This is a genomic window from Pantoea sp. Ap-870, assembly GCF_011752515.1.
GTDB lineage: Bacteria > Pseudomonadota > Gammaproteobacteria > Enterobacterales > Enterobacteriaceae > Pantoea > Pantoea dispersa.
In genome coordinates this window covers 161,319-185,005 of record NZ_VWXG01000005.1, presented here as the reverse complement: position 1 = coordinate 185,005, position 23,687 = coordinate 161,319, and the positions used below count along the sequence as shown (strand labels likewise).

General features: G+C 54.4%; 29 protein-coding genes. 15 read left to right on the top strand and 14 right to left on the bottom strand.

The window, feature by feature from the left end; all coding sequences use genetic code 11:
* Positions 1 to 7: 7 nt before the first annotated feature.
* The 5 genes from F3J41_RS14295 to F3J41_RS14275 all read right to left on the bottom strand — a co-directional run bounded on the left by F3J41_RS14295 (position 8) and on the right by F3J41_RS14275 (position 8,262).
* The gene (locus tag F3J41_RS14295) at positions 8 to 1,159 is read right to left on the bottom strand and encodes a DegT/DnrJ/EryC1/StrS aminotransferase family protein (RefSeq protein ID WP_021509895.1); all 1,152 of its coding nucleotides are present in this window, start codon (positions 1,157 to 1,159) and stop codon (positions 8 to 10) included.
* Positions 1,160 to 1,343: 184 nt separating this feature from the next.
* Complete coding sequence (locus F3J41_RS14290) at positions 1,344 to 4,856, bottom strand: glycosyltransferase (protein WP_166711592.1); 3,513 nt, start codon at positions 4,854 to 4,856, stop codon at positions 1,344 to 1,346.
* A 170-nt stretch (positions 4,857 to 5,026) separates the two neighbouring features.
* On the bottom strand, positions 5,027 to 5,959 hold the full coding sequence (locus tag F3J41_RS14285; RefSeq protein ID WP_058757414.1) for a flagellin: 933 nt from the start codon (positions 5,957 to 5,959) through the stop codon (positions 5,027 to 5,029).
* 238 nt (positions 5,960 to 6,197) lie between these two features.
* Entirely contained in the window at positions 6,198 to 7,130 is a 933-nt protein-coding gene (locus F3J41_RS14280) for a flagellin (RefSeq protein WP_058757413.1), read from the bottom strand.
* 199 nt (positions 7,131 to 7,329) lie between these two features.
* On the bottom strand, positions 7,330 to 8,262 hold the full coding sequence (locus F3J41_RS14275; protein WP_058757414.1) for a flagellin: 933 nt from the start codon (positions 8,260 to 8,262) through the stop codon (positions 7,330 to 7,332).
* A 235-nt stretch (positions 8,263 to 8,497) separates the two neighbouring features.
* Here F3J41_RS14275 and fliD point away from each other — a divergent pair, with 235 nt between their 5' ends.
* From fliD to F3J41_RS14255, 4 genes are all read left to right on the top strand, one after another.
* On the top strand, positions 8,498 to 9,904 hold the full coding sequence (gene fliD, locus F3J41_RS14270) for a flagellar filament capping protein FliD (protein ID WP_150361553.1): 1,407 nt from the start codon (positions 8,498 to 8,500) through the stop codon (positions 9,902 to 9,904).
* 12 nt (positions 9,905 to 9,916) lie between these two features.
* Positions 9,917 to 10,318: a flagellar export chaperone FliS gene (fliS, locus tag F3J41_RS14265; RefSeq protein WP_021509889.1), complete on the top strand. Its 402-nt coding sequence runs from the start codon at positions 9,917 to 9,919 to the stop codon at positions 10,316 to 10,318.
* A gap of 2 nt (positions 10,319 to 10,320) precedes the next feature.
* Positions 10,321 to 10,680, top strand: coding sequence for a flagella biosynthesis regulatory protein FliT (gene fliT, locus F3J41_RS14260; RefSeq protein WP_104093187.1), 360 nt, complete (start codon positions 10,321 to 10,323; stop codon positions 10,678 to 10,680).
* Positions 10,681 to 10,858: 178 nt separating this feature from the next.
* Positions 10,859 to 11,533: a class I SAM-dependent methyltransferase gene (locus F3J41_RS14255; RefSeq protein WP_058757411.1), complete on the top strand. Its 675-nt coding sequence runs from the start codon at positions 10,859 to 10,861 to the stop codon at positions 11,531 to 11,533.
* A gap of 69 nt (positions 11,534 to 11,602) precedes the next feature.
* Here F3J41_RS14255 and yedD read toward each other — a convergent pair whose 3' ends face one another.
* Positions 11,603 to 12,064: a lipoprotein YedD gene (yedD, locus tag F3J41_RS14250; protein ID WP_159377220.1), complete on the bottom strand. Its 462-nt coding sequence runs from the start codon at positions 12,062 to 12,064 to the stop codon at positions 11,603 to 11,605.
* A gap of 207 nt (positions 12,065 to 12,271) precedes the next feature.
* Here yedD and F3J41_RS23450 point away from each other — a divergent pair, with 207 nt between their 5' ends.
* The 5 genes from F3J41_RS23450 to F3J41_RS14230 all read left to right on the top strand — a co-directional run bounded on the left by F3J41_RS23450 (position 12,272) and on the right by F3J41_RS14230 (position 16,090).
* Positions 12,272 to 12,595: an MCP four helix bundle domain-containing protein gene (locus F3J41_RS23450; protein ID WP_247656299.1), complete on the top strand. Its 324-nt coding sequence runs from the start codon at positions 12,272 to 12,274 to the stop codon at positions 12,593 to 12,595.
* A gap of 22 nt (positions 12,596 to 12,617) precedes the next feature.
* Positions 12,618 to 13,814 (top strand): methyl-accepting chemotaxis protein, encoded by a 1,197-nt coding sequence (locus F3J41_RS14245; protein WP_247656298.1) that lies wholly within the window; start codon positions 12,618 to 12,620, stop codon positions 13,812 to 13,814.
* Positions 13,815 to 13,823: 9 nt separating this feature from the next.
* The gene (locus F3J41_RS14240; RefSeq protein ID WP_058780709.1) at positions 13,824 to 15,116 is read left to right on the top strand and encodes a sugar ABC transporter substrate-binding protein; all 1,293 of its coding nucleotides are present in this window, start codon (positions 13,824 to 13,826) and stop codon (positions 15,114 to 15,116) included.
* A gap of 73 nt (positions 15,117 to 15,189) precedes the next feature.
* The gene (locus tag F3J41_RS14235; protein ID WP_058776037.1) at positions 15,190 to 15,513 is read left to right on the top strand and encodes a DUF6388 family protein; all 324 of its coding nucleotides are present in this window, start codon (positions 15,190 to 15,192) and stop codon (positions 15,511 to 15,513) included.
* Positions 15,514 to 15,850: 337 nt separating this feature from the next.
* On the top strand, positions 15,851 to 16,090 hold the full coding sequence (locus F3J41_RS14230) for a DinI-like family protein (protein WP_021509882.1): 240 nt from the start codon (positions 15,851 to 15,853) through the stop codon (positions 16,088 to 16,090).
* A gap of 17 nt (positions 16,091 to 16,107) precedes the next feature.
* On the opposite strand, the gene F3J41_RS14225 is transcribed toward F3J41_RS14230, so the two are convergent.
* The gene (locus F3J41_RS14225) at positions 16,108 to 16,374 is read right to left on the bottom strand and encodes a hypothetical protein (protein ID WP_021509881.1); all 267 of its coding nucleotides are present in this window, start codon (positions 16,372 to 16,374) and stop codon (positions 16,108 to 16,110) included.
* A 219-nt stretch (positions 16,375 to 16,593) separates the two neighbouring features.
* Here F3J41_RS14225 and F3J41_RS14220 point away from each other — a divergent pair, with 219 nt between their 5' ends.
* Positions 16,594 to 17,184, top strand: a complete 591-nt coding sequence (locus F3J41_RS14220) for an acyltransferase (RefSeq protein ID WP_233210692.1) — start codon at positions 16,594 to 16,596, stop codon at positions 17,182 to 17,184.
* Between the two features lie 24 nt (positions 17,185 to 17,208).
* Here F3J41_RS14220 and F3J41_RS14215 read toward each other — a convergent pair whose 3' ends face one another.
* The 3 genes from F3J41_RS14215 to F3J41_RS14205 form a co-directional block, all read right to left on the bottom strand.
* On the bottom strand, positions 17,209 to 17,718 hold the full coding sequence (locus tag F3J41_RS14215; protein WP_059009610.1) for a hypothetical protein: 510 nt from the start codon (positions 17,716 to 17,718) through the stop codon (positions 17,209 to 17,211).
* Between the two features lie 82 nt (positions 17,719 to 17,800).
* Positions 17,801 to 18,130 (bottom strand): hypothetical protein, encoded by a 330-nt coding sequence (locus F3J41_RS14210; protein ID WP_104093185.1) that lies wholly within the window; start codon positions 18,128 to 18,130, stop codon positions 17,801 to 17,803.
* Positions 18,111 to 18,500 carry a hypothetical protein gene (locus F3J41_RS14205; protein WP_031280179.1) on the bottom strand — a complete coding sequence of 130 codons (390 nt, stop codon included), beginning with the start codon at positions 18,498 to 18,500 and terminating at the stop codon, positions 18,111 to 18,113. Before F3J41_RS14205 ends, F3J41_RS14210 begins: the two co-directional genes overlap by 20 nt.
* A gap of 141 nt (positions 18,501 to 18,641) precedes the next feature.
* Between F3J41_RS14205 and F3J41_RS14200 the strand changes: the two genes are divergently transcribed.
* Positions 18,642 to 19,277 (top strand): S24 family peptidase, encoded by a 636-nt coding sequence (locus tag F3J41_RS14200; protein WP_211075237.1) that lies wholly within the window; start codon positions 18,642 to 18,644, stop codon positions 19,275 to 19,277.
* Between the two features lie 57 nt (positions 19,278 to 19,334).
* On the opposite strand, the gene F3J41_RS14195 is transcribed toward F3J41_RS14200, so the two are convergent.
* A complete protein-coding gene (locus tag F3J41_RS14195; protein WP_021509875.1) occupies positions 19,335 to 19,583 on the bottom strand; it encodes a hypothetical protein in 249 nt (82 codons plus the stop codon).
* Between the two features lie 243 nt (positions 19,584 to 19,826).
* Between F3J41_RS14195 and F3J41_RS14190 the strand changes: the two genes are divergently transcribed.
* Complete coding sequence (locus F3J41_RS14190) at positions 19,827 to 21,038, top strand: diguanylate phosphodiesterase (protein ID WP_058776032.1); 1,212 nt, start codon at positions 19,827 to 19,829, stop codon at positions 21,036 to 21,038.
* A 36-nt stretch (positions 21,039 to 21,074) separates the two neighbouring features.
* On the opposite strand, the gene F3J41_RS14185 is transcribed toward F3J41_RS14190, so the two are convergent.
* Both F3J41_RS14185 and F3J41_RS14180 read right to left on the bottom strand, forming a co-directional pair.
* A complete protein-coding gene (locus F3J41_RS14185; RefSeq protein ID WP_125311403.1) occupies positions 21,075 to 21,260 on the bottom strand; it encodes a hypothetical protein in 186 nt (61 codons plus the stop codon).
* Between the two features lie 277 nt (positions 21,261 to 21,537).
* Positions 21,538 to 21,879 carry a biofilm/acid-resistance regulator YmgB/AriR gene (locus tag F3J41_RS14180; protein ID WP_318249596.1) on the bottom strand — a complete coding sequence of 114 codons (342 nt, stop codon included), beginning with the start codon at positions 21,877 to 21,879 and terminating at the stop codon, positions 21,538 to 21,540.
* 460 nt (positions 21,880 to 22,339) lie between these two features.
* On the opposite strand from F3J41_RS14180, the gene F3J41_RS14175 reads away from it, so the two are divergent.
* From F3J41_RS14175 to F3J41_RS14165, 3 genes are all read left to right on the top strand, one after another.
* The gene (locus tag F3J41_RS14175) at positions 22,340 to 22,540 is read left to right on the top strand and encodes a hypothetical protein (protein WP_058757398.1); all 201 of its coding nucleotides are present in this window, start codon (positions 22,340 to 22,342) and stop codon (positions 22,538 to 22,540) included.
* Between the two features lie 169 nt (positions 22,541 to 22,709).
* Positions 22,710 to 22,895 carry a hypothetical protein gene (locus F3J41_RS14170; protein ID WP_058785645.1) on the top strand — a complete coding sequence of 62 codons (186 nt, stop codon included), beginning with the start codon at positions 22,710 to 22,712 and terminating at the stop codon, positions 22,893 to 22,895.
* An 85-nt stretch (positions 22,896 to 22,980) separates the two neighbouring features.
* Positions 22,981 to 23,154 (top strand): hypothetical protein, encoded by a 174-nt coding sequence (locus F3J41_RS14165; RefSeq protein WP_158251397.1) that lies wholly within the window; start codon positions 22,981 to 22,983, stop codon positions 23,152 to 23,154.
* 45 nt (positions 23,155 to 23,199) lie between these two features.
* Here F3J41_RS14165 and fliE read toward each other — a convergent pair whose 3' ends face one another.
* Positions 23,200 to 23,511, bottom strand: coding sequence for a flagellar hook-basal body complex protein FliE (gene fliE / locus F3J41_RS14160; RefSeq protein WP_021509871.1), 312 nt, complete (start codon positions 23,509 to 23,511; stop codon positions 23,200 to 23,202).
* Between the last annotated feature and the right edge of the window lie 176 nt (positions 23,512 to 23,687).

Genomic DNA, 23,687 nt, shown 5'->3' with positions numbered 1-23,687 from the left:
CTTGTTATTATCCCACCAGAGGTAACGCGCGGCTTGTTAGCTTTTGCTCAGCCAGGCGGTGAATGATTTGCACAATATTGTCAACTTCGGCCAATGCTAAGCCAGGATAGACCGGCAAACATAACACGCGCTGAGACATTTGTTGTGCAATCGGTAAGGCCGCTTCATCAGCGCTAGGTAATCCACGATACATTGGGAAACTGGTGATCAGCGGATAGAAATAACGGCGGGCAATAATGTTGTGCTCACGCAGATGGGCATAAAGCTCATCACGACTCAGCGGAAAATCTTCGGTTACCATCACCGGCAGATAAGAGTAGTTCCATTCAACATCAGCCGGAATATGCGGCAGCGTAATGCCATCGATTTCCGCGAGCAAATCATAGTAGTGCGCCTGAATACGCGCCCGCTCCGCTAATGCCTGGTCGATGTGCTTTAACTGCAGCAGGCCAAAGGCCGATTGCACCTCGTTCATCTTGCCGTTAATGCCGGTCGCCACAATGGTGGTTTCATCTGCAAAGCCAAAATTCTTCAGGTAATCGATGCGCTTTTTGGTTTTAGCATCCGGGCAAATAATTGCGCCACCTTCAATGGTATTGAAAACCTTCGTTGCGTGAAAACTTAAAATCGACAAGTCACCATAATTCAATATGCTGTTGCCGTTTTTACGGACGCCAAAGGCGTGAGCCGCATCGTAAATGACTTTCAGCCCGTACAGGTCAGCGATGCGCTGAATATTCTCCACGTCGCACGGATTGCCGTAGCAGTGCACCGGCATAATGGCTGTGGTTTGCGGTGTAATGGCCTGCTCTATTTTGGAGGCATCGATATTACAGCTTATCGGGTCGATATCGACAAACACCGGGGTTAACCCATTCCACAACAGAGAATGCGAGGTGGCGACAAAAGAATAAGGTGTGGTGATGACTTCACCGGTAATACGCAACGCCTGCAGTGCCGTCAGCAACGCCAGCGTGCCATTGGTAAATAAGCAGAGATGCTCAACACCTAAATAGCGTGCCAGCTCCTGTTCAAGTTGCTGATGGAAGGGCCCGCCGTTGGTCAGGACTTTATTCTGCCAGATCTGTTCAAGGTAAGGCATGAACTCTTCCAGCGGTGGCATAAGCGGGCTGGTTACATACACAGGTTTATTATTCATAATCGTTCACCTCAGCAGAGTGCCTTTTCACACCAACCCACTCTTGAAGGTTATCAGCCGGGTCATTCCCTGCAGAACAGGTATTCGCCTCAGCCAGTGATGAGGCGGTGAATGACCGCAGAGTGTGGTGTTATCCAGATAGATTGAAACTGCATTGACCCGCTGCGGTGCAGCAGGTCAAAAATTAACGCTTCAGCGTCCAGGCTTGTGACCAGCTTTGCAGGTTCTCGCCTTCCAGCATCCAGTCCTGGCGAATTTCCTGCTGCAGCCTGGCGCCCATTTGGGCACTCGCTGCGGGGTCCAGCAGATGCATATTGATGGCGTCCACCCAGTCTTTGTGGCGGTTCTTCACGCGCGTGACGGTTAAATCACCGCGATAACACGCCACATCACTGCAAATCACCGGAATGCCGCAGGCACCATATTCCATCAGGCGCAGATTACTTTTACAGGTGTTGAAAAAGTTATCTTCGACAGGCGCTAACGCCAGGTCGAGATTAAGCGAAGCCAGTTTGGCCGGATAACGCTCAATTTCTACGCCGTGGTGATATTCATGAATAAAAGGCCGCAGCTTTGGCGGGCACATGCCAAAAAACACCCATTCAACGTCATTAGCAAAATGGCGCACTACATCGACAATCATTTCCAGATCGCCGGTATGACTGGAGCCCCCGGCCCAGCCAACGCGTGGTTTTTTTCCCTGATTGCGCAGCGACTGCAGCTTGCCCCACCAGTCATGCGAAAGACGGTTTTTACGCACCACAATATCGTGGTGCATATCCGCGAACGCTTCGGCTAGGGGTTCGGTGGATACGACAAAGCGATCCATATAACTCAGGCTGCGCCGCATCAATTTTTTAACATCGTTGCCAAACTGTGAGCGATGATGATTTTTGAGCGGAATATTGGGCAGGTAGTCGTCGAGCTCATAAATTTTGAACGCCTGCGTATGCTTACTGACTTTCTCCAGCCATTCATGGAACTCGGCGTCAATCCGACGCTGGAAAATCAGGCTATCGGGCGCGAAGCGATTGAGCTCGGCAACATTTATCAGCGTGGAGGATAGTTTGCCATCCACCAGGCCGGCATCGCGCATCGCCTCATAGGGCTTGATGATGCGATAGTAACCACAACCGGCAAAATCAGCCATGAAAGGCATAACCACCGGCAATGGCCGCCACGAAAGCGGACGCCATGTCAGTTCGCTGTCGGAGGACACGCTAAAGTTGATGTTATTGAGCGTCAGGTTGGGGTTATACGCCGGATCCTGGGTCACGATGGCCTGCCATTTCTGCAGCTGACGATCTTCCTCCTGGCTTCGACTCTGCGTGTCGATCGTCAGTTCAGGATTAACCTGCCGCAGCATACGCACGTACGGTGTCCAGACCGTCATTAACCCGGCTTCGCGCACGCGCAGACAGAAGTCGACATCGTCGAAATGCTGCAGCGTCTCATCCAGACCCTCAACGGCGCGAAACACCTCGGTACGCACCATCATCAGATCGCCTGACACCGCGCTGTAGTTCTGGTCGGCTTGCAAACGCGCCATGTGTCCCGCGGTTTCATGGCTCTCACCATAGAACGGCTCACCTACCAGGCCGTTAATCCCCAGCACATAACCGGCGTGGCGTACCTGGCCATTTTCGTAGATTTGCCGGGCGCCAACAATAGCGACTTCCGGACGTTGGGCATGGTTAAGCAGATTTTCCAGCCAGCTGTTATCAAGCATGGCCAAATCGCTACTCAGCAGCAGCAGGTAATCGCCTCTGGCCACAGCGGCGGCGGCATTGACCATTCTGGCGCGATGAAAACCGCCCTCAATCTGCAATGTGCGAATGCGTGCCGGGTCGATCTCAGCGATACCGCGCAGCCATTCGTCCTGGGCGGCACTTCCGCCCTGAGCAGAAACCAGGAGCAATTCATAATTCTGTGAGGCGGTTTTTTCCATCAGTGAGGTGACGCAACTCACCAGGTTCGGGAGGTGATTACTCACCAGAACGATGATGGAAACCGGGGCCGACTGCGGGTGACCATAATGCAGCTGATAAACATTATGTGGGCTCAGGCTGACATCGGCCTGTGCGTAGCCGCGGTGCTGCAGGTGGGTGCGGATGAGGGCGCGCTCTTCATCCACCGGCTGTCGTAATGAGGCGGTCTGCACTAACGGCTCAGCCAGATGCCCAATCACATTAAAAGGCTGGCTTTCGATGGTGCGCAGAATCACGTCCAGTTCAAAACAGCCCGGCCAGTGCGTGGCAAACCCGCCAGTCTGTTGCAAAAATTCGCGGCGGAACAGCCAGTGGCAGGCCATTCTCGATGGGTTACTGAGCAGCAGGTCAAGATTAAAGTCAGGGCGGAAGGATGCGCCAACCGGACGGCCATTGACCGGATACACCTCATCGGCATAAATCAACTGGCAATGACCGACCTCCGGCAGCACCGTTCCCAGCGCCTGCAAACCTGAGGTATACAGCTGACTGCCGGCCCGTAATACTATCAGCCAGTCGAAATGTCCCTCTTCGGTCAGCGTGTTGAGCGCAGCAACTACCTGATTGTCGCGCACATCAATACGCTGCACAGAGGCCGGAATAAACGATTGATACGGTGCCGCCAGCACCACCGGCTGCAGGCTCAGGCCGGCCACAGAGACATCCAGGCTGGCCTGTGTCAGCAGCCACTCGGTCTCAGTCGCGTCGCGAACATCAATCACCACGGCAATACGTGCGACCGGCTGACTGGCAAGATGCTGTGCAATCAGCTGTTGTTCGATGGGCCGCAGTGTGCGTTGACGGAACCACTCGGCAAAATGGCTCTCTACCCGCGCATTCTGCAGCGCCGTTGTCAGGTCAAACGGCTGGAAGTCCTGCTGGCTGCGCAGCGTGGCGTGACGGATCCAGCCCTGCGGCAGCTGCTCATCATACCAGCCCAGTTTTTTGATCTCTTCCGGAAAGCGCTGGTGAGACTGACTGGCTATATTGCCATCGAGGCGCGCTTCCTGACTGGTTTGCTCACGCGAGATACGAATCTGCGCCAGCACCTGCGGTAAATAGACCAGATGACCATGACGTAGCAAGCGCAGGTAAATCACCAGATCGGCAATGAACGGTAGCCCTTCATCGATCAACGCATGCAGCTCGCGCGGTTCGTCCACCAGCTTGCGCAGCGCCGCGCTGCGCACTAAAACGGCACTGGGTTCACCGATAAAGTTGTTCAGGAAATCAGCCTGCCAGCGGGCCATATCCTGACCATGAAAAATCGTGTCTTCTAATACCGGCGATACGCTGTAAATCTCGTCTGCCATCGCTTTACCGACGGAATCAATGCGATTACGTCTGGCTGTCGCCATCACCGCTTGCGGCACCTGCGACAGCGCCGCGACTAATTGCGACACGGCCTGCGGCAGAAGTACATCATCATCATAAAGGAATTTTACGTATTCGCCTTTGGCGCGACGTATTGCCTGACTGAGGTTGGCGATTTCGCCTAATGCGGGATGATGATGCTGGTAATAGATGGGAAATTTACTGTTTACCTGATACGCACTAACAATATCCTCGATTTTTGCATCAGGGCAATCATCGCCAATGATGATTTCACAATGAGGGTAATCCTGTGCTAATGCACTTTTCAGCGCCAGTTCAAACCAGGTGGCTTTATAAGCAGGAATGATTATGCTTACCAGTGCGTTCGCGTTCATTGTCGGTTGTATCCTCAGCCTCGGCGATAACTCACGTCTGTGTGACGTCTCTTTCAGCTCAGAATACGCGGCGCGCCTGGAAACAATCGCGCCATTATCCAGTAAAAAAGCGGTTAATCCCGCCCATAAAAAAGGCCCCCAGTTGGGGGCCTGATCTGCGTAAGAAAGAATTAACGCAGCAGAGATAGCATGGTCTGTGGCACCTGGTTGGCCTGCGCCAGCACCGAAGAACCTGCCTGCTGCAGGATCTGCGCGCGCGACATGTTCGACACTTCTGTCGCGTAGTCAGAATCCTGAATACGGCTGCGCGCAGCTGACAGGTTGTTCACGGTGTTGTTCAGGTTGGTGATGGTTGACTCAAAGCGGTTCTGTGAGGCACCCAGCAGGCTGCGCTGTGAGTCAACAGATTTGATGGCCGCATCAATGTCTGCCAGTGGCGTGGTGCCGGACGCTGCGCCAGACGCGCCGCCGGTGACTGCGCCTTTCAGCACGTCAAAACCAACGGCTTCAGTAGAGCGCGCGGTACCGTTAACGGTATCGCCTGAGGTCATCGCTCGGGTGTTCAGCGCGGTGCCGCTGGTGCCGGCTTTCGCCAGGTTATAACCATCGCTGGAGCTGATGGTGATGGCGATGGTTTCGCCATCTTTTGAACCCACCTGGAAGCTGTAGTCGGTAGAGCCGGAACCGGTGTTCAGCACTTTGATGCCGTTGAAGTCGGTCTGCGACGTTACGCGGTTGATCTCTTCCATACGCTGGTTAACTTCAGCCTGGATGGAGTCGATGTCTGAGGCCGAGTTCGAGCTGTTCTGCGCCTGCACGGTCAGGTCACGCACACGCTGCAGGTTGTTGTTGATCTCGGACAGCGCACCTTCAGCGGTCTGAGCCAGTGAGATACCGTCGTTGGCGTTACGGGCAGCAACGGTCAGACCGTTGATGTTAGAGGTGAAGCGGTTAGCAATCGCCTGACCTGCAGCGTCATCTTTTGCGCTGTTAATACGCAGACCAGAAGAGAGACGCTCAATAGCGGTACCCAGAGAAGCCTGAGACTTTGACAGGTTGTTCTGAGTCGTCAGCGACAATGTGTTGGTATTAATCACTGCCATAGCAAGTTTCCTTTATTAAGAGAGATAATTCAGCCCTTCAGGCCTGCGGTTCAACACCGTATTAAAGTTATCGACAGGCTGCGCAAAAACTTCACTCTTTTTAATATTGATTTTGTCGTCTTTGCAGACAAAAAATAGATGTTAATAATCAGAAAATTAGCAACGAGGCTGTGGCTACCCTCTTCCGGAAATAAAAAAACGGAGCCAGCTGGCTCCGTTGAAGTCTGCGCGTTTGCGATTAACGCAGCAGAGACAGCATGGTCTGTGGCACCTGGTTGGCCTGCGCCAGCACAGAAGAACCTGCCTGCTGCAGGATCTGCGCGCGCGACATGTTCGACACTTCGGTCGCGTAGTCAGAATCCTGAATACGGCTGCGTGCAGCTGACAGGTTGTTCACGGTGTTGTTCAGGTTGGTGATGGTTGACTCAAAGCGGTTCTGTGAGGCACCCAGCAGGCTGCGCTGTGAATCGACGGCTTTGATAGCGGAGTCGATGTCTGCCAGAGGCGTGCTACCGGTAGCTGCACCAGACGCGCCGCCGGTGACTGCGCCTTTCAGCACGTCAAAACCAACGGCTTCAGTAGAGCGCGCGGTACCGTTAACGGTATCGCCTGAGGTCATCGCACGGGTGTTCAGATCCGTACCGCTGGTGCCGGCTTTCGCCAGGTTGAATTTGTCGCTTGAGCTCAGGGTGATGGCGATGGTTTCGCCATCTTTCGCACCCACCTGGAAGCTGTAGTCGGTAGAGCCGGAACCGGTGTTCAGCACTTTGATGCCGTTGAAGTCGGTCTGCGACGTTACGCGGTTGATCTCTTCCATACGCTGGTTAACTTCAGCCTGGATGGAGTCGATGTCTGAGGCCGAGTTCGAGCTGTTCTGCGCCTGTACGGTCAGGTCACGCACACGCTGCAGGTTGTTGTTGATCTCGGACAGCGCGCCTTCAGCGGTCTGAGCCAGTGAGATACCGTCGTTGGCGTTACGGGCAGCAACGGTCAGGCCGTTGATGTTAGAGGTGAAGCGGTTAGCAATCGCCTGACCTGCAGCATCATCTTTGGCGCTGTTAATACGCAGACCAGAAGAGAGACGCTCAATAGCGGTACCCAGAGAAGCCTGTGACTTGGACAGGTTATTCTGCGTGGTCAGCGACAAGGTGTTAGTGTTAATGACTGCCATGATGTTTATTCCTTAACTGATGATGAATTCAGGTCGAAAACCCGTGGCGTTCTCGCCGTCGCCAAAATTTATCGGCAGCCGCTGCGTAAGCTTTAATGATGATTTCATTAAAATTAAGCGGTAAGGAACGATCGAAGAAAATCTCAGCAGCAGAAATAAAAAAGGGCCCCATACGGGGCCCGGTCTGTGCGCGAGAGAATTAACGCAGCAGAGACAGCATGGTCTGTGGCACCTGGTTGGCCTGCGCCAGCACCGAAGAACCCGCCTGCTGCAGGATCTGCGCGCGCGACATGTTCGACACTTCTGTCGCGTAGTCAGAATCCTGAATACGGCTGCGCGCAGCTGACAGGTTGTTCACGGTGTTGTTCAGGTTGGTGATGGTTGACTCAAAGCGGTTCTGTGAGGCACCCAGCAGGCTGCGCTGTGAGTCAACAGATTTGATGGCCGCATCAATGTCTGCCAGTGGCGTGGTGCCGGACGCTGCGCCAGACGCGCCGCCGGTGACTGCGCCTTTCAGCACGTCAAAACCAACGGCTTCAGTAGAGCGCGCGGTACCGTTAACGGTATCGCCTGAGGTCATCGCTCGGGTGTTCAGCGCGGTGCCGCTGGTGCCGGCTTTCGCCAGGTTATAACCATCGCTGGAGCTGATGGTGATGGCGATGGTTTCGCCATCTTTTGAACCCACCTGGAAGCTGTAGTCGGTAGAGCCGGAACCGGTGTTCAGCACTTTGATGCCGTTGAAGTCGGTCTGCGACGTTACGCGGTTGATCTCTTCCATACGCTGGTTAACTTCAGCCTGGATGGAGTCGATGTCTGAGGCCGAGTTCGAGCTGTTCTGCGCCTGCACGGTCAGGTCACGCACACGCTGCAGGTTGTTGTTGATCTCGGACAGCGCGCCTTCAGCGGTCTGAGCCAGTGAGATACCGTCGTTGGCGTTACGGGCAGCAACGGTCAGGCCGTTGATGTTGGAGGTGAAGCGGTTAGCAATCGCCTGACCTGCAGCATCATCTTTGGCGCTGTTAATACGCAGACCAGAAGAGAGACGCTCAATAGCGGTACCCAGAGAAGCCTGAGACTTGGACAGGTTGTTTTGCGTGGTCAGCGACAATGTGTTGGTATTGATAACGGCCATGATAAATTCCTTGAGTCAATGAGTTGAGATTCTATCGGGCTTTTGGCCCGGGGCCATTCAGCTTGCTTTGGTTATCGTCGGTACCTGAGAAAACCTTAGCTATTTTTTTAAACCCCGAAAACAGGCCCTTATCCCTTCTTTATTTGCCTCATTGTTTTTTTATATTTTGTCTAATATTTTTCCGCTCACTGCCGATACCCTCCTCAGTGATTATCCACCTATAAAGGATTACAACATGGCAAGTGTAAGTAACCTCAATGCTGGTAATAGCCTGGGTTTGAGCGATCTGTATGACCAGCTTGAAACGGCAGAAAAAGCCAACCTGACGCCAATTACAAATCAGCAAACCTCTTATAAAGCCAAGCTGACAGCATGGGGCGTCGTGCAAACGGCACTGGCGAAAGTCCAGACAGCTGCCGCTGCGCTCAAAGACACGTCTGCAATTGCCTCAACAAAAGTCAGTAGCACCAATACCGCGTTCACCGCCACGCTGGCCAATGATGCGGCGGCCGGTAACTTTTCGGTTGAAGTCACCCAACTGGCTAAAGCGCAGTCGCTGCTGTCGAAAAGCGCGACCAGTAAAGATGGCGATTTAGGCGATTCCAGCCTCGCCTCGCGCACCATCACCATTACGCAACCGGGTCAGAAAGACCCAATGACCATCACGCTGAGCAAAGATCAAACCAGCCTGACGGACATTAAAGATGCGATTAACAAACAGCAGGGCAGCGTTACCGCCAGTATCATCAAATCCGATGACAATACCTATTATCTGGCCCTGACCTCGCGTGATACCGGCACCACCAATGAGATGACGGTTTCTACCGATGACAGCGCCCTGGCGCAGTATATTGGTTTTACCAAAGGTGGCAGCAGCAATGGTATGACGGAGCAGGTGGAAGCGGCCGATGCCAAACTGAGCATTAATGGCGTCGCCATCACCCGCAGCAGCAACATCATTACTGATGCGCCGGAAGGCGTCACGCTGAACCTGACCAAAACCAACACCGGCAGCCCGGAGACCTTATCCGTCACCAAGGATAATGCGCCGATGATCGCCGCGGTGCAGGCTTACGTTGACGCGTACAACTCGCTGCAGACCACCATCAGTAACCAGACCAAATACACCGCCGTGGATCAGGGCAGTACCTCGCAGGACTCCAGCAATGGCGATCTGTTAGGTGATGGCACGCTGCGTAACATTCAGACCAGCCTGCGCTCCAAGCTGTCCACCAGTGCCCAAAGCGGCGGCAGTATTTCCCTGCTGTCACAGATCGGCATTACCCAGGATGTGAATGGCAAGCTGACCGTCGACAGCACCAAACTTAACAAAGCGCTGGATGAAAAATCGGCGGATGTGGTCAGTTTCCTGTCCGGTGACGGCAAAACCACCGGCTTTGCGACGCAAACCAGTAACTATCTGGATCAGATTTTAGGCAGCAATGGCTCTGTACAGAACGCCACTGACGGCATCAATAAAACGCTGAAGAAACTGTCTGACGATTACGATCGGGTAAACGCACAGATTACCGCCACTATGGCGCGCTACAAGACCCAGTTCACGAACCTGAATACGCTGGTCTCATCCATGACCCAGACCCAGAACTATCTGACGCAGCAGTTCGCGAACATGAGCAGTTAACAGGAGTTAAATATGTACGCTAAATCGGGAACGCAGGCCTACGCACAGGTCGGTCTGGAAAGTGCCGTGTTAAGCGCCAGCCCACATCAGCTGGTGGTTTTACTGTTTGATGGCGCACTCAGCGCCATGAAGAAAGCCACCATTCTGATGGATCAGGGCGACATTCCCGGTAAAGGCCAGGCGCTGTCGAAAGCCATTAATATCATTACTAATGGCTTACGCGCCGGGCTGAATCATGAAGCCGGTGGAGAGATTTCTGCCAATCTGGATAATCTTTACGAGTACATGACCCGCCGTCTGCTGGAAGCCAACCTGCACAACGATCCGGCAGCGATTGCGGAAGTCGAGCGCTTGCTGAGCAACATTGCCGACGCGTGGAAACAAATTGGTCCACACGCCGTTCAGGAAGCGTAACCATGACTTCAGATAGCGACCTGCTGCAGGGGTATCAGCGTTTGCTCAGCCTGAGTAATCAGATGTTGAAACAGGCGCGCCAGGGGCACTGGGATGATTTAGTGGCCAGTGAGGCAGCTTACGTGAGCAGCGTTACGCACGTAGCGCGCGACCGTGATACCTCCGCCCTGCCTGCTGCGCTGCGTGTCCAGTTACGGCCCATGCTGAAGCAGGTGATGGACAATGAGCTTGAGATTAAGCAGTTGATGGCGACCCGCATGGAAGAGCTGCGTTCGCTGGTCCAGCAAACCACGCAGCAACAGAAAGTCACCAACGCTTATGGTCGTTTTTCCAGTCAGGTGCTTTATCCCAGCGATTTATAATCCTATCTGTCAGGGAGACGCTGTTCTCCCTGGATTCTTACCGCCCCCGCCATGCTAAGCGTTTAATTACCCCCTTAAACTGAGCCTTATTACCGCCTTGAATGATGGCAACTGTGGCACATTTAACGCAGACCTTTTCAGCCTTGCCGGCTGTATTCTCTCTTTATAAGGCAACGACATGCTCGATATCGCGGATTTAAAAGTTTTTTTTCAGGAGCCTGAAATACAGCAGCTCATCGATGACACCTGGGATAAGGTCGGTGATGCTCTGGCACAGGCGCAGGCAGAATTACCGGCAGAACTGGCCATGGCGCGCCGTGAGCTCTCTTTCCATAGCCATGTAAAATGCCTGGGTTATCTTTGCTGGTTACTCGAGCATAATAATGTAGCGGGTGACATCATTGAAATCGGCGTGTGGAAAGGGAAATCGACGGCTTTCATGAATGAGATTTGCCAGCATAAACGTCGCATTATCAGCATCGATCCCATGGAGCTGGCAAATCAGGAAAGTGAGCTGCGCTTTTATCACGAAAAGCTGTTTCCCCAGGTTAATCTCATCCGTGGCTACTCTGAATTAAGTATTGAGCGGGTGCAGGCCCTTAATCCGCGTACCGTATTACTGCATATTGACGGCGGACACGAAGGCCGCCATGTATTGCTCGATTTCCTGTTATATTCGCCCACCCTGGTGCAAGGCGGCTTTATCGTCTTTGACGATTATCGCGATCACCAGTATTCACCGCAGGTCGGTCCTGCTGTGGATTTATTACGGGCGGGTGGCTATTTTAATGGGTTCGATGTGATTGGCAGTTTGCCCGGCTTTGAAAACAGCTATTTATTGCAGAAGCGATAACCGTTCCAGCCTGATGAAATGTCCTCTCCCGCAGTCGGGAGAGGAAGAAAAGCATTTCAGCTCTGTCCCTTATTTCTCTGCCGAGACCGGCCTGAGAATCTGCGGCTCAATATCCTGAATCACCGCATCGCCAGGGCGCTTTGCCACTTCGTCCAGCGCCTGCTGGCACTCGACGGTTGGGCGTTCCACTTTACGCAGCGTCAGGCCATCGTAGTGCAGCTCACCGTTCTCCAGCGAGAGCGGCATCACGCGCGCCTGACGGTTAACGTTAACCCAGTCATCATCCAGGCGCGTCAGCTTGCCTGGTTTGGCAATCACCCGCTGCCACTGGCGGCAGTCAAGGGTAGTGCCATCAGCGCTGACGATCAGGCTGGCCATAGCCTCGCTGCTGATCAGCTTGCTCTGCGGCCCCATCGTCTGCCAGTTACCCTGCAGTTCCAGCGGTGCCGGGGTTTTTACCGCTTCGTCATAACTGTTGATTTGCGCACAGCCGCTCAGCGCCAGCGCGGCCAGTACCATCCACTTTTTCATCTTCGGTCCCTACACTCGCATCAATGGCGGCTACGTTATAATGTTTTCCCGGCGTGACGCAAGGTATCTGCGGTGGAATCCCCCTTCTCTTTCTCCGGCGCCCTCAAGCTGTTCAACTCTTCGCCGATAACCTGATGTGAAGTCTAAAGCACCTGCACCCATAACAATATTGACGACTTACTCACCCTGGTTTCGGAGAACGCTGTTATGCGATTGACCCTTCGCGCACGTCTGGCTGCGATTGTCAGCCTGCTGTGCCTGTTACTGATTATTGCTGCCGTCTGGGGAATTATCGGCCTGCGCGCTGCCGATCAGCGCGCGCAAAATGCCTATCAGAACGAGCTGCTTCCGCTGCAATACTCCTCACGCCTGTACCGCATGGTGCAGGAGCAATCCGCTACCCTGTTCGATGCGCTGCGCTACTGGACCGACAGCAGTGAAGTGGAAAAACGCCTGGCGCGCATTGCGCAGTACGGTCAGCAAATCAACGCCGATCGCCATACCTGGCAGCAGCTGGCGTTTGATGCGTAGACCAAACCGCTGAGCCAGCGCTTTGACCCATCTCGACGGCTGGCAGGGTGCGCTGCATGAAGCCGGTGAGCTGCTGAAAGGCGGTAACCCGTCCGCCGCACTGGTGGTCATCGAAACCCGCCTGCGCAGCGGCAGCCAGTTGCTGCAGCAGGACATTGACCAGCTGGATGCGCTGATGCGGCAGCATGCGCAGACGGCCTGGCAGCAGGGCAACCGCGACTACCTGCTGGCACGCAATAGCCTGATCGCCATCCTGCTGTTGGGTCTAAGTCTGGCGCTGGTCTCCGGCTGGCTGCTGATCCGCTCGATTAACCGTTCCATCGCCCAGGCGCGCGAACTGGCGGATGCCATTGCCGGCGGCGAGCTCAATCACCGTATCGGTACGGTAACGCGCGATGAGATGGGTGAACTGATGCAGGCGCTGCTGCGCATGGATGTGCGGCTGGCGGAGATCGTGCGCGAGGTGGGCGAAAGTGCCCATGCACTGAGCGATGCGGCACGCCAGATGGCGGATGGCAACGACGACCTGTCGGAGCGCACCCACGCGCAGGCCAGTTCGCTGGAGCAGACTGCGGCCAGTATGGAGCAGATGACCGCCACGGTGAAACACAACGCGGACAACGCCGCGCAGGCCAATGAGCTGGCAAGCGATGTGCGCCATCAGGCCGAGCGCGGCAGCGGTGTACTGCGCGACGCGGTGAGTGCGATGGAGGAGATTGAATCCTCCAGCAAGCGCATCGCGGATATCAACCGCGTGATTGATGAAATCGCCTTCCAGACCAACCTGCTGGCACTGAATGCGGCGGTAGAAGCGGCGCGCGCCGGGGAACAGGGACGCGGCTTCGCGGTAGTGGCGTCAGAGGTGCGACAGCTGGCGCAGCGTTCGGCCGGTGCCGCACAGGAGATCAAGGCGCTGATCGATGCCAGCGTGGGTAAAGTCGAAGCCGGCAGCGCGCTGGTGCAGCGCTCTGGCGAGATGCTCAACGACATCAACCACGGCGTGGCGCGCATGGTGGATATCGTTGGTGAGATCGCTGTGGCCAGCCGCCAGCAATCCAGCGGCATTGAGCAGGTGAACACCGCAGTAATCCAGATGGACGGTGCCACCCAGCAGAATGCATCGCTGGTGCAGCAGGCCAGCGCGGCCAGCCAGACGGTGAGCCAGCATGCCGGTTTGCTGGTGGAAAAAATGGCGTTCTTCCGCCTGCAGCAGCCATAAGGAGCCGCCATGAAGCGTACCATAATTGCGCTGCTGGCCGCGCTGCCGCTGCTCAGCCAGGCCGCCACCACGCTCAATATCGCCACCATTGCCAATGGTGACATGACTATCATGCAGCAGCTGTCGAGCCGTTACGAACAGCAGCATCCGGACGTGAAACTGCAGTGGCACGTGATGGATGATGGCGCCCTGCGCCAGGCGGTGCTGGCAGCCATGAACAGCGGTGACGCAAAATTTGATGTGATTACCGTGGGTACCTATGAAGCGCCGCTGTGGGGTAAAAAAGGCTGGCTGGCGCCGCTTAATAACCTGCCGCCAGAGTATGACAGCGACGATCTGCTGACGCCGGTGCGCAAAGCACTGTCCTGGCAGCAAACGCTGTACGCGCTACCGTTTTACGGGGAAAGCAGCATGACCTATTACCGCAAAGATCTGTTTGCGGCGAAAGGGCTGACCATGCCGGACGATCCCGACTGGACCGACATCAAAAATTTCGCGGCGAAACTCACCGATCCTCAGCACGGTATCTATGGCCTGTGCCTGCGCGGCCAGCCCGGCTGGGGCGATAACGTGGCCCTGCTCACCACCATGGCCAACGCCTATGGTGCGCAGTGGTTTGACGATCGCTGGCAGCCGACGCTGAATTCGCCAGAGTGGCGCGAGGTATTGACCGATTATCTGGCGATGGTGAAACAGGACGGTCCGCCGGATACGGCCAGCAATAGCTTTGGCCAGATCCTGCGTCTTACCGCACAGGGAAAATGCGCGATGTGGATCGACAGTACCGTCGCCGCCGGGCTGCTGATTAACCCGCAGATTTCGCTGGTAGCGGACAAGCTGGCGTTTGCGCCGGCGCCGGGCGGCATTACGCGCAACGGCTCGCACTGGCTGTGGTCGTGGGCGCTTGCGGTACCGGCTAACTCACCGCAGCGCGCTGCCGCCGTGGACTTCATCAGCTGGGCGACCTCGCGGCAGTATATTCAGCAGGTTGCGGATACCGTCGGCTGGGGAGCGGTGCCACCCGGCAGCCGCAACTCCACCTACCAGCAGCCAAACTACCAGCGCCTGGCGCCTTACGCCGCTCAGGTGCGCAGCGCGATTGAATCCGCCACCGTCGATCAACCGACATTGAACACCGTACCTTACACCGGTGTGCAGTACGTCAGTATTGCTGGCTTTGATCAGATGGGTAACGCCGTCGGGCAGAATCTGGCGGCGCTGCTGCAGGGCAAGCTGACGGTGGACCAAACGCTGGAAAAAAATCAGCAGGACGTGACGCGCCTGCAAGCCGCACAGCAGTAAACATTCGGGGTTCCTGACAAGTCGCCGTGTGCGGGTTACACTAACGCGCAATTTGACCGGCAGGAACCCCCGAATGAAAACCCCTGAAGAGTATTACGCCCTGGCCCGCAGCCTGTTTTTCACCGCCCACCCTGATTTTCAGTCCGCGCTGGATGAACTGAGTGAGAGTGATGCGCGCGCCGCCAATATGTCCCTGCGTGAACTGCGCGCGTGGCACGCCGAGCGCATCTATGCCGCGTTTCTGCGTCAGAAGAAGCTCGACGGCATTCTGTTCTCCATCCAGCTGGCGGAACCGGATAAAGCAGTTGCTGCACAAGCGATTGAAACCTATCTGAAATCTCACGCGGAAGCGTTAGGTATGACGTGGGAAGAGTTCTGTATTAAGAACGAGTTATAAGCGATGCACTGATAAAAAGGCGATCGGAGAGAAATTTCCGGGGAAAAAGTTGTACAAGATGGGAAAAGTTGTATAACTTAATACTCACGACGACTGTCGTCGATTGTCCTTGAACGAAAGGTGCTATTGCACCGCCTCTGGAGGTGTTGCTGGATTTCCACCTCCAGAGGTTCGATTTTTTGCGTAGGCCCTCTGCTTTTGCCCGCTTTGTTCCCCTGTCGTTGCATCTTTACGCCGCGCTGTTTCACCCGTATGAAAATAATTGCCGCCATGCCGCTTGTCACTGGTTTTATTTACAGTAATATGACGCTCCCACTTTGATTACTGGAATGCCCTGATGTTTGTGGAGCTGATTTACGACAAGCGCAACGTAGCCGGTTTACCGGGCGCGCGCGAAATGATTTTGCAGGAGCTGGAGAAACGCGTGCAGCGCGTCTTTCCGGATCTGGAGGTGCGGGTTAAGCCGATGGAGCGTAATGCCATCGAAACCGATATGAGTAAAAACGACAAGGCGACGATTGCGCGTATTGTTGAAGAGATGTTCGATGAAGCCGAGATGTGGCTGGTGGCCGATTAGGCCACCAGCTGCCGCGTTTAGCTTTCCTGCTCGCTGTGATTGATGGCGATTTCCAGATCCTGAATCGCCTGATCGATATCATCCAGCAGCTGTCCCTGCTTGTTGATCAGCGCATCGAAACGCGTGGCGTACTCTTTATCCTTATACTCCCCGGCATCAAAGGCCAGCCAGTGGCTGGAAAGCGTCTCAGTGTTGGTCTGCGCATAGTGACGCATCTCTTTTAGCTGTGAGGTGACATCACGCAGGTAGTCAGTTTTGGTTTTGATTGCCTCTGTATCACTCATGCTATTTTCCTTTTTGCTGATAAAGCCAGTTAAAATAACGCCTGAGCAATTAAAGTTAGCAGATAATAGCGAAGCCGCCTGCAGAATTATCTTAACTTAGTCTCCATTCGTGGCTGATTGCGATGAATTGACGTCAGATTTAGCGCTTTTCTTTCGCTACAGACTGTTGCCTTCGCACCTATAATGGCACCCCAGCCCCGATCATCCGGAGAATGCACTGTGTCGACTGAACCTTTCAATCCTGGTTATTACACCGAACATGAGCTGAACAGTTTCGGCTTTAAACACGTCGGCAGGCAGGTCATGGTGGCAAAAAACTGCACCATTATTGGCCTGCACAATATCACCCTTGGCGATCACGTGCGCATCGACGGATTCTCGACCCTCGTGGCTGCCGGCGATGGGTATCTGACGCTTGGCTCCTACATTCATATTGGCGGTTACTGCGCCGTACTGGCGGGTGCCGGTGTGGAAATGGCGGATTTCTCGGGGCTTTCGCAGGGCGTAAAAATCTACTCGAAAAGTGATGACTACAGTGGGGAATTCATGACCAATCCCACCGTGCCTGCCCACCTGACCGGCGTCACCTCGGGGAAAGTGGTGCTGGGCCGACATGTTATCGTCGGTTCGCAATCCATTATTATGCCAGGCCTTAGGCTGGCAGAGGGAACGGCGGTAGGCGCCAATTCACTGATAACGCGCGATACCGAAGCGTGGTCGATCTACTTCGGCTCGCCCGCTAAAAAGATTAATAGCCGGCAGCGAAATCCGCTGGAACTGGAAAGGCAGATCACGCGACCGAACGGGTGATCAGGGCATCCCTGCCCGTCTGAATTACAGATACTTCTTCGCCAGCGCAATCAGTTCATCCTTTGCGGCGCTGCCCAGCTTCAGCACGCCCTGTTCAACAAAGCTGAAAGCCTGGACAAAGTCCTTCACCCCGGCGCTGATATCCTGCGCCACCGCATCACTGGCGGCAGTAGCAGTAACTGGCGCGTCGGGGACAGCAACCGGTGCGGCGGCCTGCGCGTTGCGCACGCCAGGCGTGGCGGCCGCTGAGGCGCCTGCGCTGGCCGAGCCGTTCGCCAGCGTATCCTGCGTTGCCAGCTGCTGATCGAGATCGACCGGAGCATCCGCATGAAACGGTTGCTCAGCGCTGGCTGGCGCTGCCGGTTGCGCGGCTGGCGTTGCGGCTGCCGGCGGCGTTGCTGGCTGGGCAACGCTGTCAGCTGCGCTGTCAGCGGCAGCTGGCGCGCTGGCCGTTTCGTTGGCAAAACTCTCCAGCGGTGACAATTCCTGTTGCGCCGCAGCGCTGGTTGGGTTGATGACAGTTTGATCGCTCATAATTTTCTCCTTATTGCTAAATAAAGACCGCAGTTGATGCAAACGGACTGCGATCCGCTCGGTAATACGCATCAGGTCCTCCTTAGCGCCGCTGCTGTGGCGCGGTTTGCTGCCCGGCCGGCGGCGTGGAGGGCGTTGTGGTGTGGCTGGCGCTGCGCGGCGGCTGAGCATCCAGCTTTTTCTGCAGCTCAACCAGCTGGCTGGTCAGTTCGGCGACCTTTGCTTCGCGTCGATCGGAGATCGCCCGGTACTGCTGGCGAATCTCCTCCACGCGCCGGTTGGCGTCGTTATTGACGTAAAGAAACAGAATGGTCATCGCCACACACAGCAGCGATAACAGCATCAGCAGGCCACCCAGCATCAGATGACGGCGGTGGCTTCGCACCAGCAGTTCACTGTTTATCTGCACCATCGCGGTTCTCCTCCAGAGTGGTGATCAATTGATTAATCTGGCTGCGAAACTTATCGCTGTGCTCGGCTTCGGTGGTCGCCAGCAGGATACCGAGTGCGTTCTTAATCAAACGCAGATCGGTCTCCAGCGATGAGATACGCCGCAGGTTTTTGTCGTGACGGATACGCAGTTCATCGTTTTCCTGGCGCATCAGCGCATGGCTCTCCTTGAGAAGCAGCACCTGCTCTTTGTAGCTGGTGATGATCTCGCCGCCCGCGCGATTGCTGGTAACGATTGACGCGATCCCCGCCATCAGGGGTTTCCAGAACACCGCTGCCGCGCCACCGCCAAGCAGCAGTGCGCCTACGCTGGTGACCAAACTACTCTCCATGCCCTACCTCTCTCACCTGGCGAGGGTTAGCCGGACACCCCGCTGACCTCCCTCGCCAGTATCACGGCCAGCGGCATATTTAAGTTTACTTTAAATAATGATTTTAAGTATACTTAAGACAAGCCTGGAGGAGTTGTCAAGATGATGAAAAAAGAATCTGGTGGTGAGCGCATTCGCCAGCGCCGTAAGGCACTGAAATTAACGCAGCAGGCGCTGGCCAATGGCATTGGCGTGTCGCACGTTGCGGTTTCGCAGTGGGAGAAAGAAGAGACGGTGCCGCGCGGTGAGCATCTGCTGCGGCTGGCGGAGTTGTTGCAGTGTAGCGCGGCGTGGATTATTGATGGCGACGGCAAGCCGTTTGCCAATACGCACGCTTCCCCCGCTCTCACTGCCGTGCCGCTGGTCACGCTGGTGCAGGCCGCGGACTGGCTGAATGAGCAGCGACTGCAGTGGCAGCAGGAGGCTGTCCGCTTTCTTTACAGTGACGAAGCGCTGAGCGACAGTGCGCTGGCGGTTACGCTGGAAGATGACGCCATGAACCCGGCGTATCGCGCCGGCGACCGGTTGATTTTTGATCCGCAACGCGTGCCCCAGCCGGGCGATGTGGTGCTGGCGCGGGTTGACGACGTCGCGATGGTGCGAATTATTCGGATGCACGACGAGCAAATTTTCTCGTTACGGCCGCTGAACGAAGATTTTCCCGTGCAGCAGAGTCAGAAAAGTTCGCTGGAACTGATTGGCACGCTGGTGGAAATGCGGCGGCGCGGCAGCCGCTGAAGCAGCAAAAAACCCGCCACGCGGCGGGTCAAATCCAACAAAAGACTACGGCAAAAATCACAACGTGTCGGTGAGATGATCGACGATCACCCTTCCCTCGGGATCGGTTTGCGTTATACGGTAACTAACGCGATAAGAGCGACGGTTACTCAGTTTATCGAACAGCGCCACGCTGCCCTTTTGCTCACCGTTGGCACCGACAATGTGCCATTCGGTGACATCTTCCTGTCCACGGTTATGCAGGCGTAACAAGCTCTGCTCAACTAAACGATCGCTTTCATCAATCTTCAAATAATCACGCAACATCTTTATCACCTCCGGTTAACCCGGCTAACGATACGCTTTTCATTTATCCTTTCAATCGAATTTATTTATCGTTAACCTCGCTGAACAGCGGTTGAGTAAAAATTCCACCTGAAGTGCCCTGCCAGCCGCTTCGGTTAAGTGGAATTTAATAAAATAGTTAACGATTACGCGTCTCAGCGCTGGACAGATCCTGCCGTCTGGCTGTTAATGTAAGGCAAAATAACGATAGCGCCGGACAATCTCATGCTGACTACCATCCTTTACCGCAGCCACCTCTATGATCACGTTCCCATCAAAACGCTGGAGGATATGGTTGGCAAAGCCAATAAGAAAAACGAAGTTTCAGATGTCACCGGCATTCTGTTGTTTGATGGGCGACATTTCTTCCAGCTGCTTGAAGGACCCGATCAGGCCGTTCAGGGCATTTACGACCGTATCTGCCGCGACGCCCGCCATCACAATCTGGTGGAACTGATGCATGACTTCGCGCCAGCCCGGCGCTTTGGTAACGTCGGTATGGAGCTGTTTGACCTGCGCGAGCATGACAAATCCAGCGTGCTACAGGCGGTACTGGATAAAGGCACTTCGCGTTACCAGCTCACCTATGACGACCGTGCACTGCAGTTCCTGCGTACCTTCGTTGAGGCGCGGGAAAAAGAGAACTATTTCGAGATCCCGCCGGCGAATACCTGGGAATTTATCACTGATGCGGAAAGCCAGCGTCAGCTGGAGAGTCTGCACCATTATGTGCAGGATTGCCGGTTTGCGTTTCAGCCGATTGTTGATCCCTTCTCACGGCGTATTACGGCCTATGAAGCACTGATTCGCACACCGGACGGCGGTTCACCGCAGGAGTACTTCTCTGCGTTTGGCGGTGATGCGATTTACCATGCTGATATTCAGTCCAAAAGTCTGGCCTTCAACCTGGCGAAAAATCTCGGCCTCGGCGAGCAGACGCTGACCATCAATCTGCTGCCGATGTCGCTGGTCACCGTCCCGAATGCGGTGGATTTCCTGCTGCAGGAAATCGCGGCCAACGGTCTGGTACCGGAGCAGATCGTGGTGGAAGTGACGGAGAATGAAATCATCTCGCGTGCTGAAGAATTTACGGCAGAAGTAAGAAAACTTAAGGCGGCCGGTATCAGCCTGGCGCTGGATGACTTTGGTGCCGGGTTTGCGGGGTTGTCGCTGCTGTCTAAATTCCAGCCGGATAAGATCAAAATCGATCGGGAAATCATCAGTGACGTGCACAAAAGCGGCCCAAAACAGGCGATTGTGCATGCCATTATTAAGTGCTGCGCTTCGCTGGAGATCGCGGTGATTGCTGAAGGCGTTGAGAAAGCCGAGGAGTGGATGTGGCTGGAAGCGGTCGGTGTCAGTCAATTCCAGGGCTATCTGTTTGCCCGCCCACAGTTTAATGGTTTCCCGGCAGTAGCCTGGCCGGAGATTAAGTAACCGGCAAAGCTGACCGCCGTAACGGCGGTCACAGGCTTAACACTCAGTCTCACGCGCCGGTTCTTCCAGCCGTTCACTGAGCACTACGTACTTCATCATCTCAAAGGTACGCTGCGTCATTGGCACCGCGCTGCACGGGCGAAACCAGCCAAACTGCTTCTGGTACAGCCACACTTCCGGATGACGCTCGCCATCTTTAATCCAGTAATAACCATCATTCATAGGTTTGCCCAGCGGCCTGCGCCGCGAATCAGACATTCATGCGTGCCCGATAAAGTGATACGCCCTCTGGCGTAATGAGTAACCCTGCTTGCATGAAAGCTTACTCCAGCTAAATACTGTAGCAGAGAATAGAGGCTATTGTGCATTTCACGCTGGGCTTATTCAGGCAGGAAACGAGACGCGAAGAGAATAAATGCCCCTAAGCTAAGGGGCGAAACAAACAGGCAACTAAACGTCCGTGTTTCGGCAATGGAGTGGAGTACGACAGACACAGGTTTCAGGAAGCGATATCGTCAGGCGTGCGCTGAACAATAAGTTCCAGTGCCTGGCGATAAATATCCAGCTGAACCACGTCATGTTCAGACTCTAATCGCTCCAGCAGCGCCAGAATAATATCTTTATTGCTCACGCGCAGTTTCACCGCCGCCAGCTGTTTGTAAATCAGCGCGATGATCTCTTTTTCACTGGCATATTCTGAGCCGGCGTGCTGAAAATATTCTGACAATTGAGACTCTGTTGACGCCAATGCATTCTGTTCCATAACAAGCCTCATCGGGTGAGCTGCAGTGCAAACTGCAGTGATTAATCGGTTACTCAGGTTAAATTTTTGAATCAGCACAGGTAAAAAAGCAGCCTCTGAAAGTGGAAATCCACAACACCTTCAGAGGCGATGCAAAGCATCATTCGTTACGTGTGACTGACTGCCACAAGCAAGAAGTTATACAAAGACGGAAAACTTGTACAACAATTTAGTTAGCATTTCGTGTGGTCAGAGGAGATTTGCACAATAATTTCGCCATTCTCTTCAACAATAAATCACCATTTTCGCAGGAAAAATCATGCAGTTAACCTGAATAAAATATCAGGCGCTGTGCTAAGCCTCTCTTTCTGCTCAACAAAATTATTTTTACTCCTTGCTGACGTGTGCACTTCTATACAGCCCCCATAAACTTGTACAACTTTGCAAAAATGTACAATTTAGCCGTTCTGCGTGTAGAGTGTGAAAACGATTACGGCCGCCAGAAACGGCCAGCGATCAGCTAAAATTCATCACAACAAAACCCCTGCTGGAGAGAAAGATGAAACAACACGAGACCAACAAGGAGCGTAAAAACGAGGGCGAGGTACACAAGGGTTTACCGGAAGCCGCGCCGCATGCAGGTAATGCTTATGAGGAAGATGATCATCCAGCCCATGATGATGCTCGTGAGCACGGCGAAATCCCGCGTACACGCGATGACAGTCAGGATGACAAAAAAGATCCTTATCAGGATCAGTAAAATACCTTCGATGATATCTGGACCGACCCACCGGATGTTATTTTCGTGGCCGCTGACTGCTGGCGTTAATAAGCGAAGCGGCAACCGAGATTGATCATTGAGTTTAATTAAGACATTATTTTGCGGAAATTAGAGAAGGCGTGCCTTCATTCATTTCTGGAGAGCACTGATGGATACGGGTTTTTACTGGGTAGGCAGCAGCACAACTGAGCCTGAGGTATGGTACTGGGATGCTGGACGCGGTTTTTATCGCCCGATGGAGCCGATACCGCTTTCTCTGCCTCGTTTTAAATCTGCCGGTTTTAAACTTCTCAGTGGCAAACTGATGCCACCGGAAGAGGTGCAATCTGCTTAGGTTTTCGTCTGCAGGTGAGAATATTGTCAGTTACGCTGTTAAGCGCAGCGTAGCTGAACTATATTCCTGTGAGGAGGACATGATAATGCAGGAAGGATTTTATTGGGTGCAGCGCGGCGCAGAACAGCCAGAAGTCTGGTTTTTCTCAACCAGTGGAGAAGGTGCCTGGTTTGAACCCACCAAAAACGATGCCATCAGCAAGCAACGCTTCGCTGAACAGGGCTACAGGACGATCAGCGAAAAACTGTCACTGCCCTGACCCTGACGAAACCGCCTTTCTCAGGCGGTTTTTTATTGCGCGCCGCTAGACCTGCATGCTCATGATCTCGCTGTAGGCATTCACCAGCTTGTTACGCACCTGAATCCCCATCTGCATCGAAATCGACGATTTCTGCAGATCGACCATCACATCATTCAACTGGATGCCCGGTTTACCCAGCTCAAAATCCTGCGCCTGACTGCGCGCAGCGGTCTGGGTGGCGCTGATTTTATCCAGCGCGGCTTTCATGGTGGCACCAAAATCGAGCTGACTGGCGGACTCGGTCGGTTTGCCACTGGCCTGCAGTGACGTCAGCTGCAGCTGCTGCAGTACGCCATCTATTGCCTGAATTGACATTGCCTGTACCTCATAGATGAAGGGTTCTTTTTCTCACGGAGGAAAAGTTAACACACTGTCAATAGGACAAAGGCGCTAAATGACTGCAAAAAACCCGGCTTATCCAGCCATCGAAGTGACACGATTCATCAAATAATGCCAGGCATTAGATTGGAATTTCATTTTTTCCCCTACCC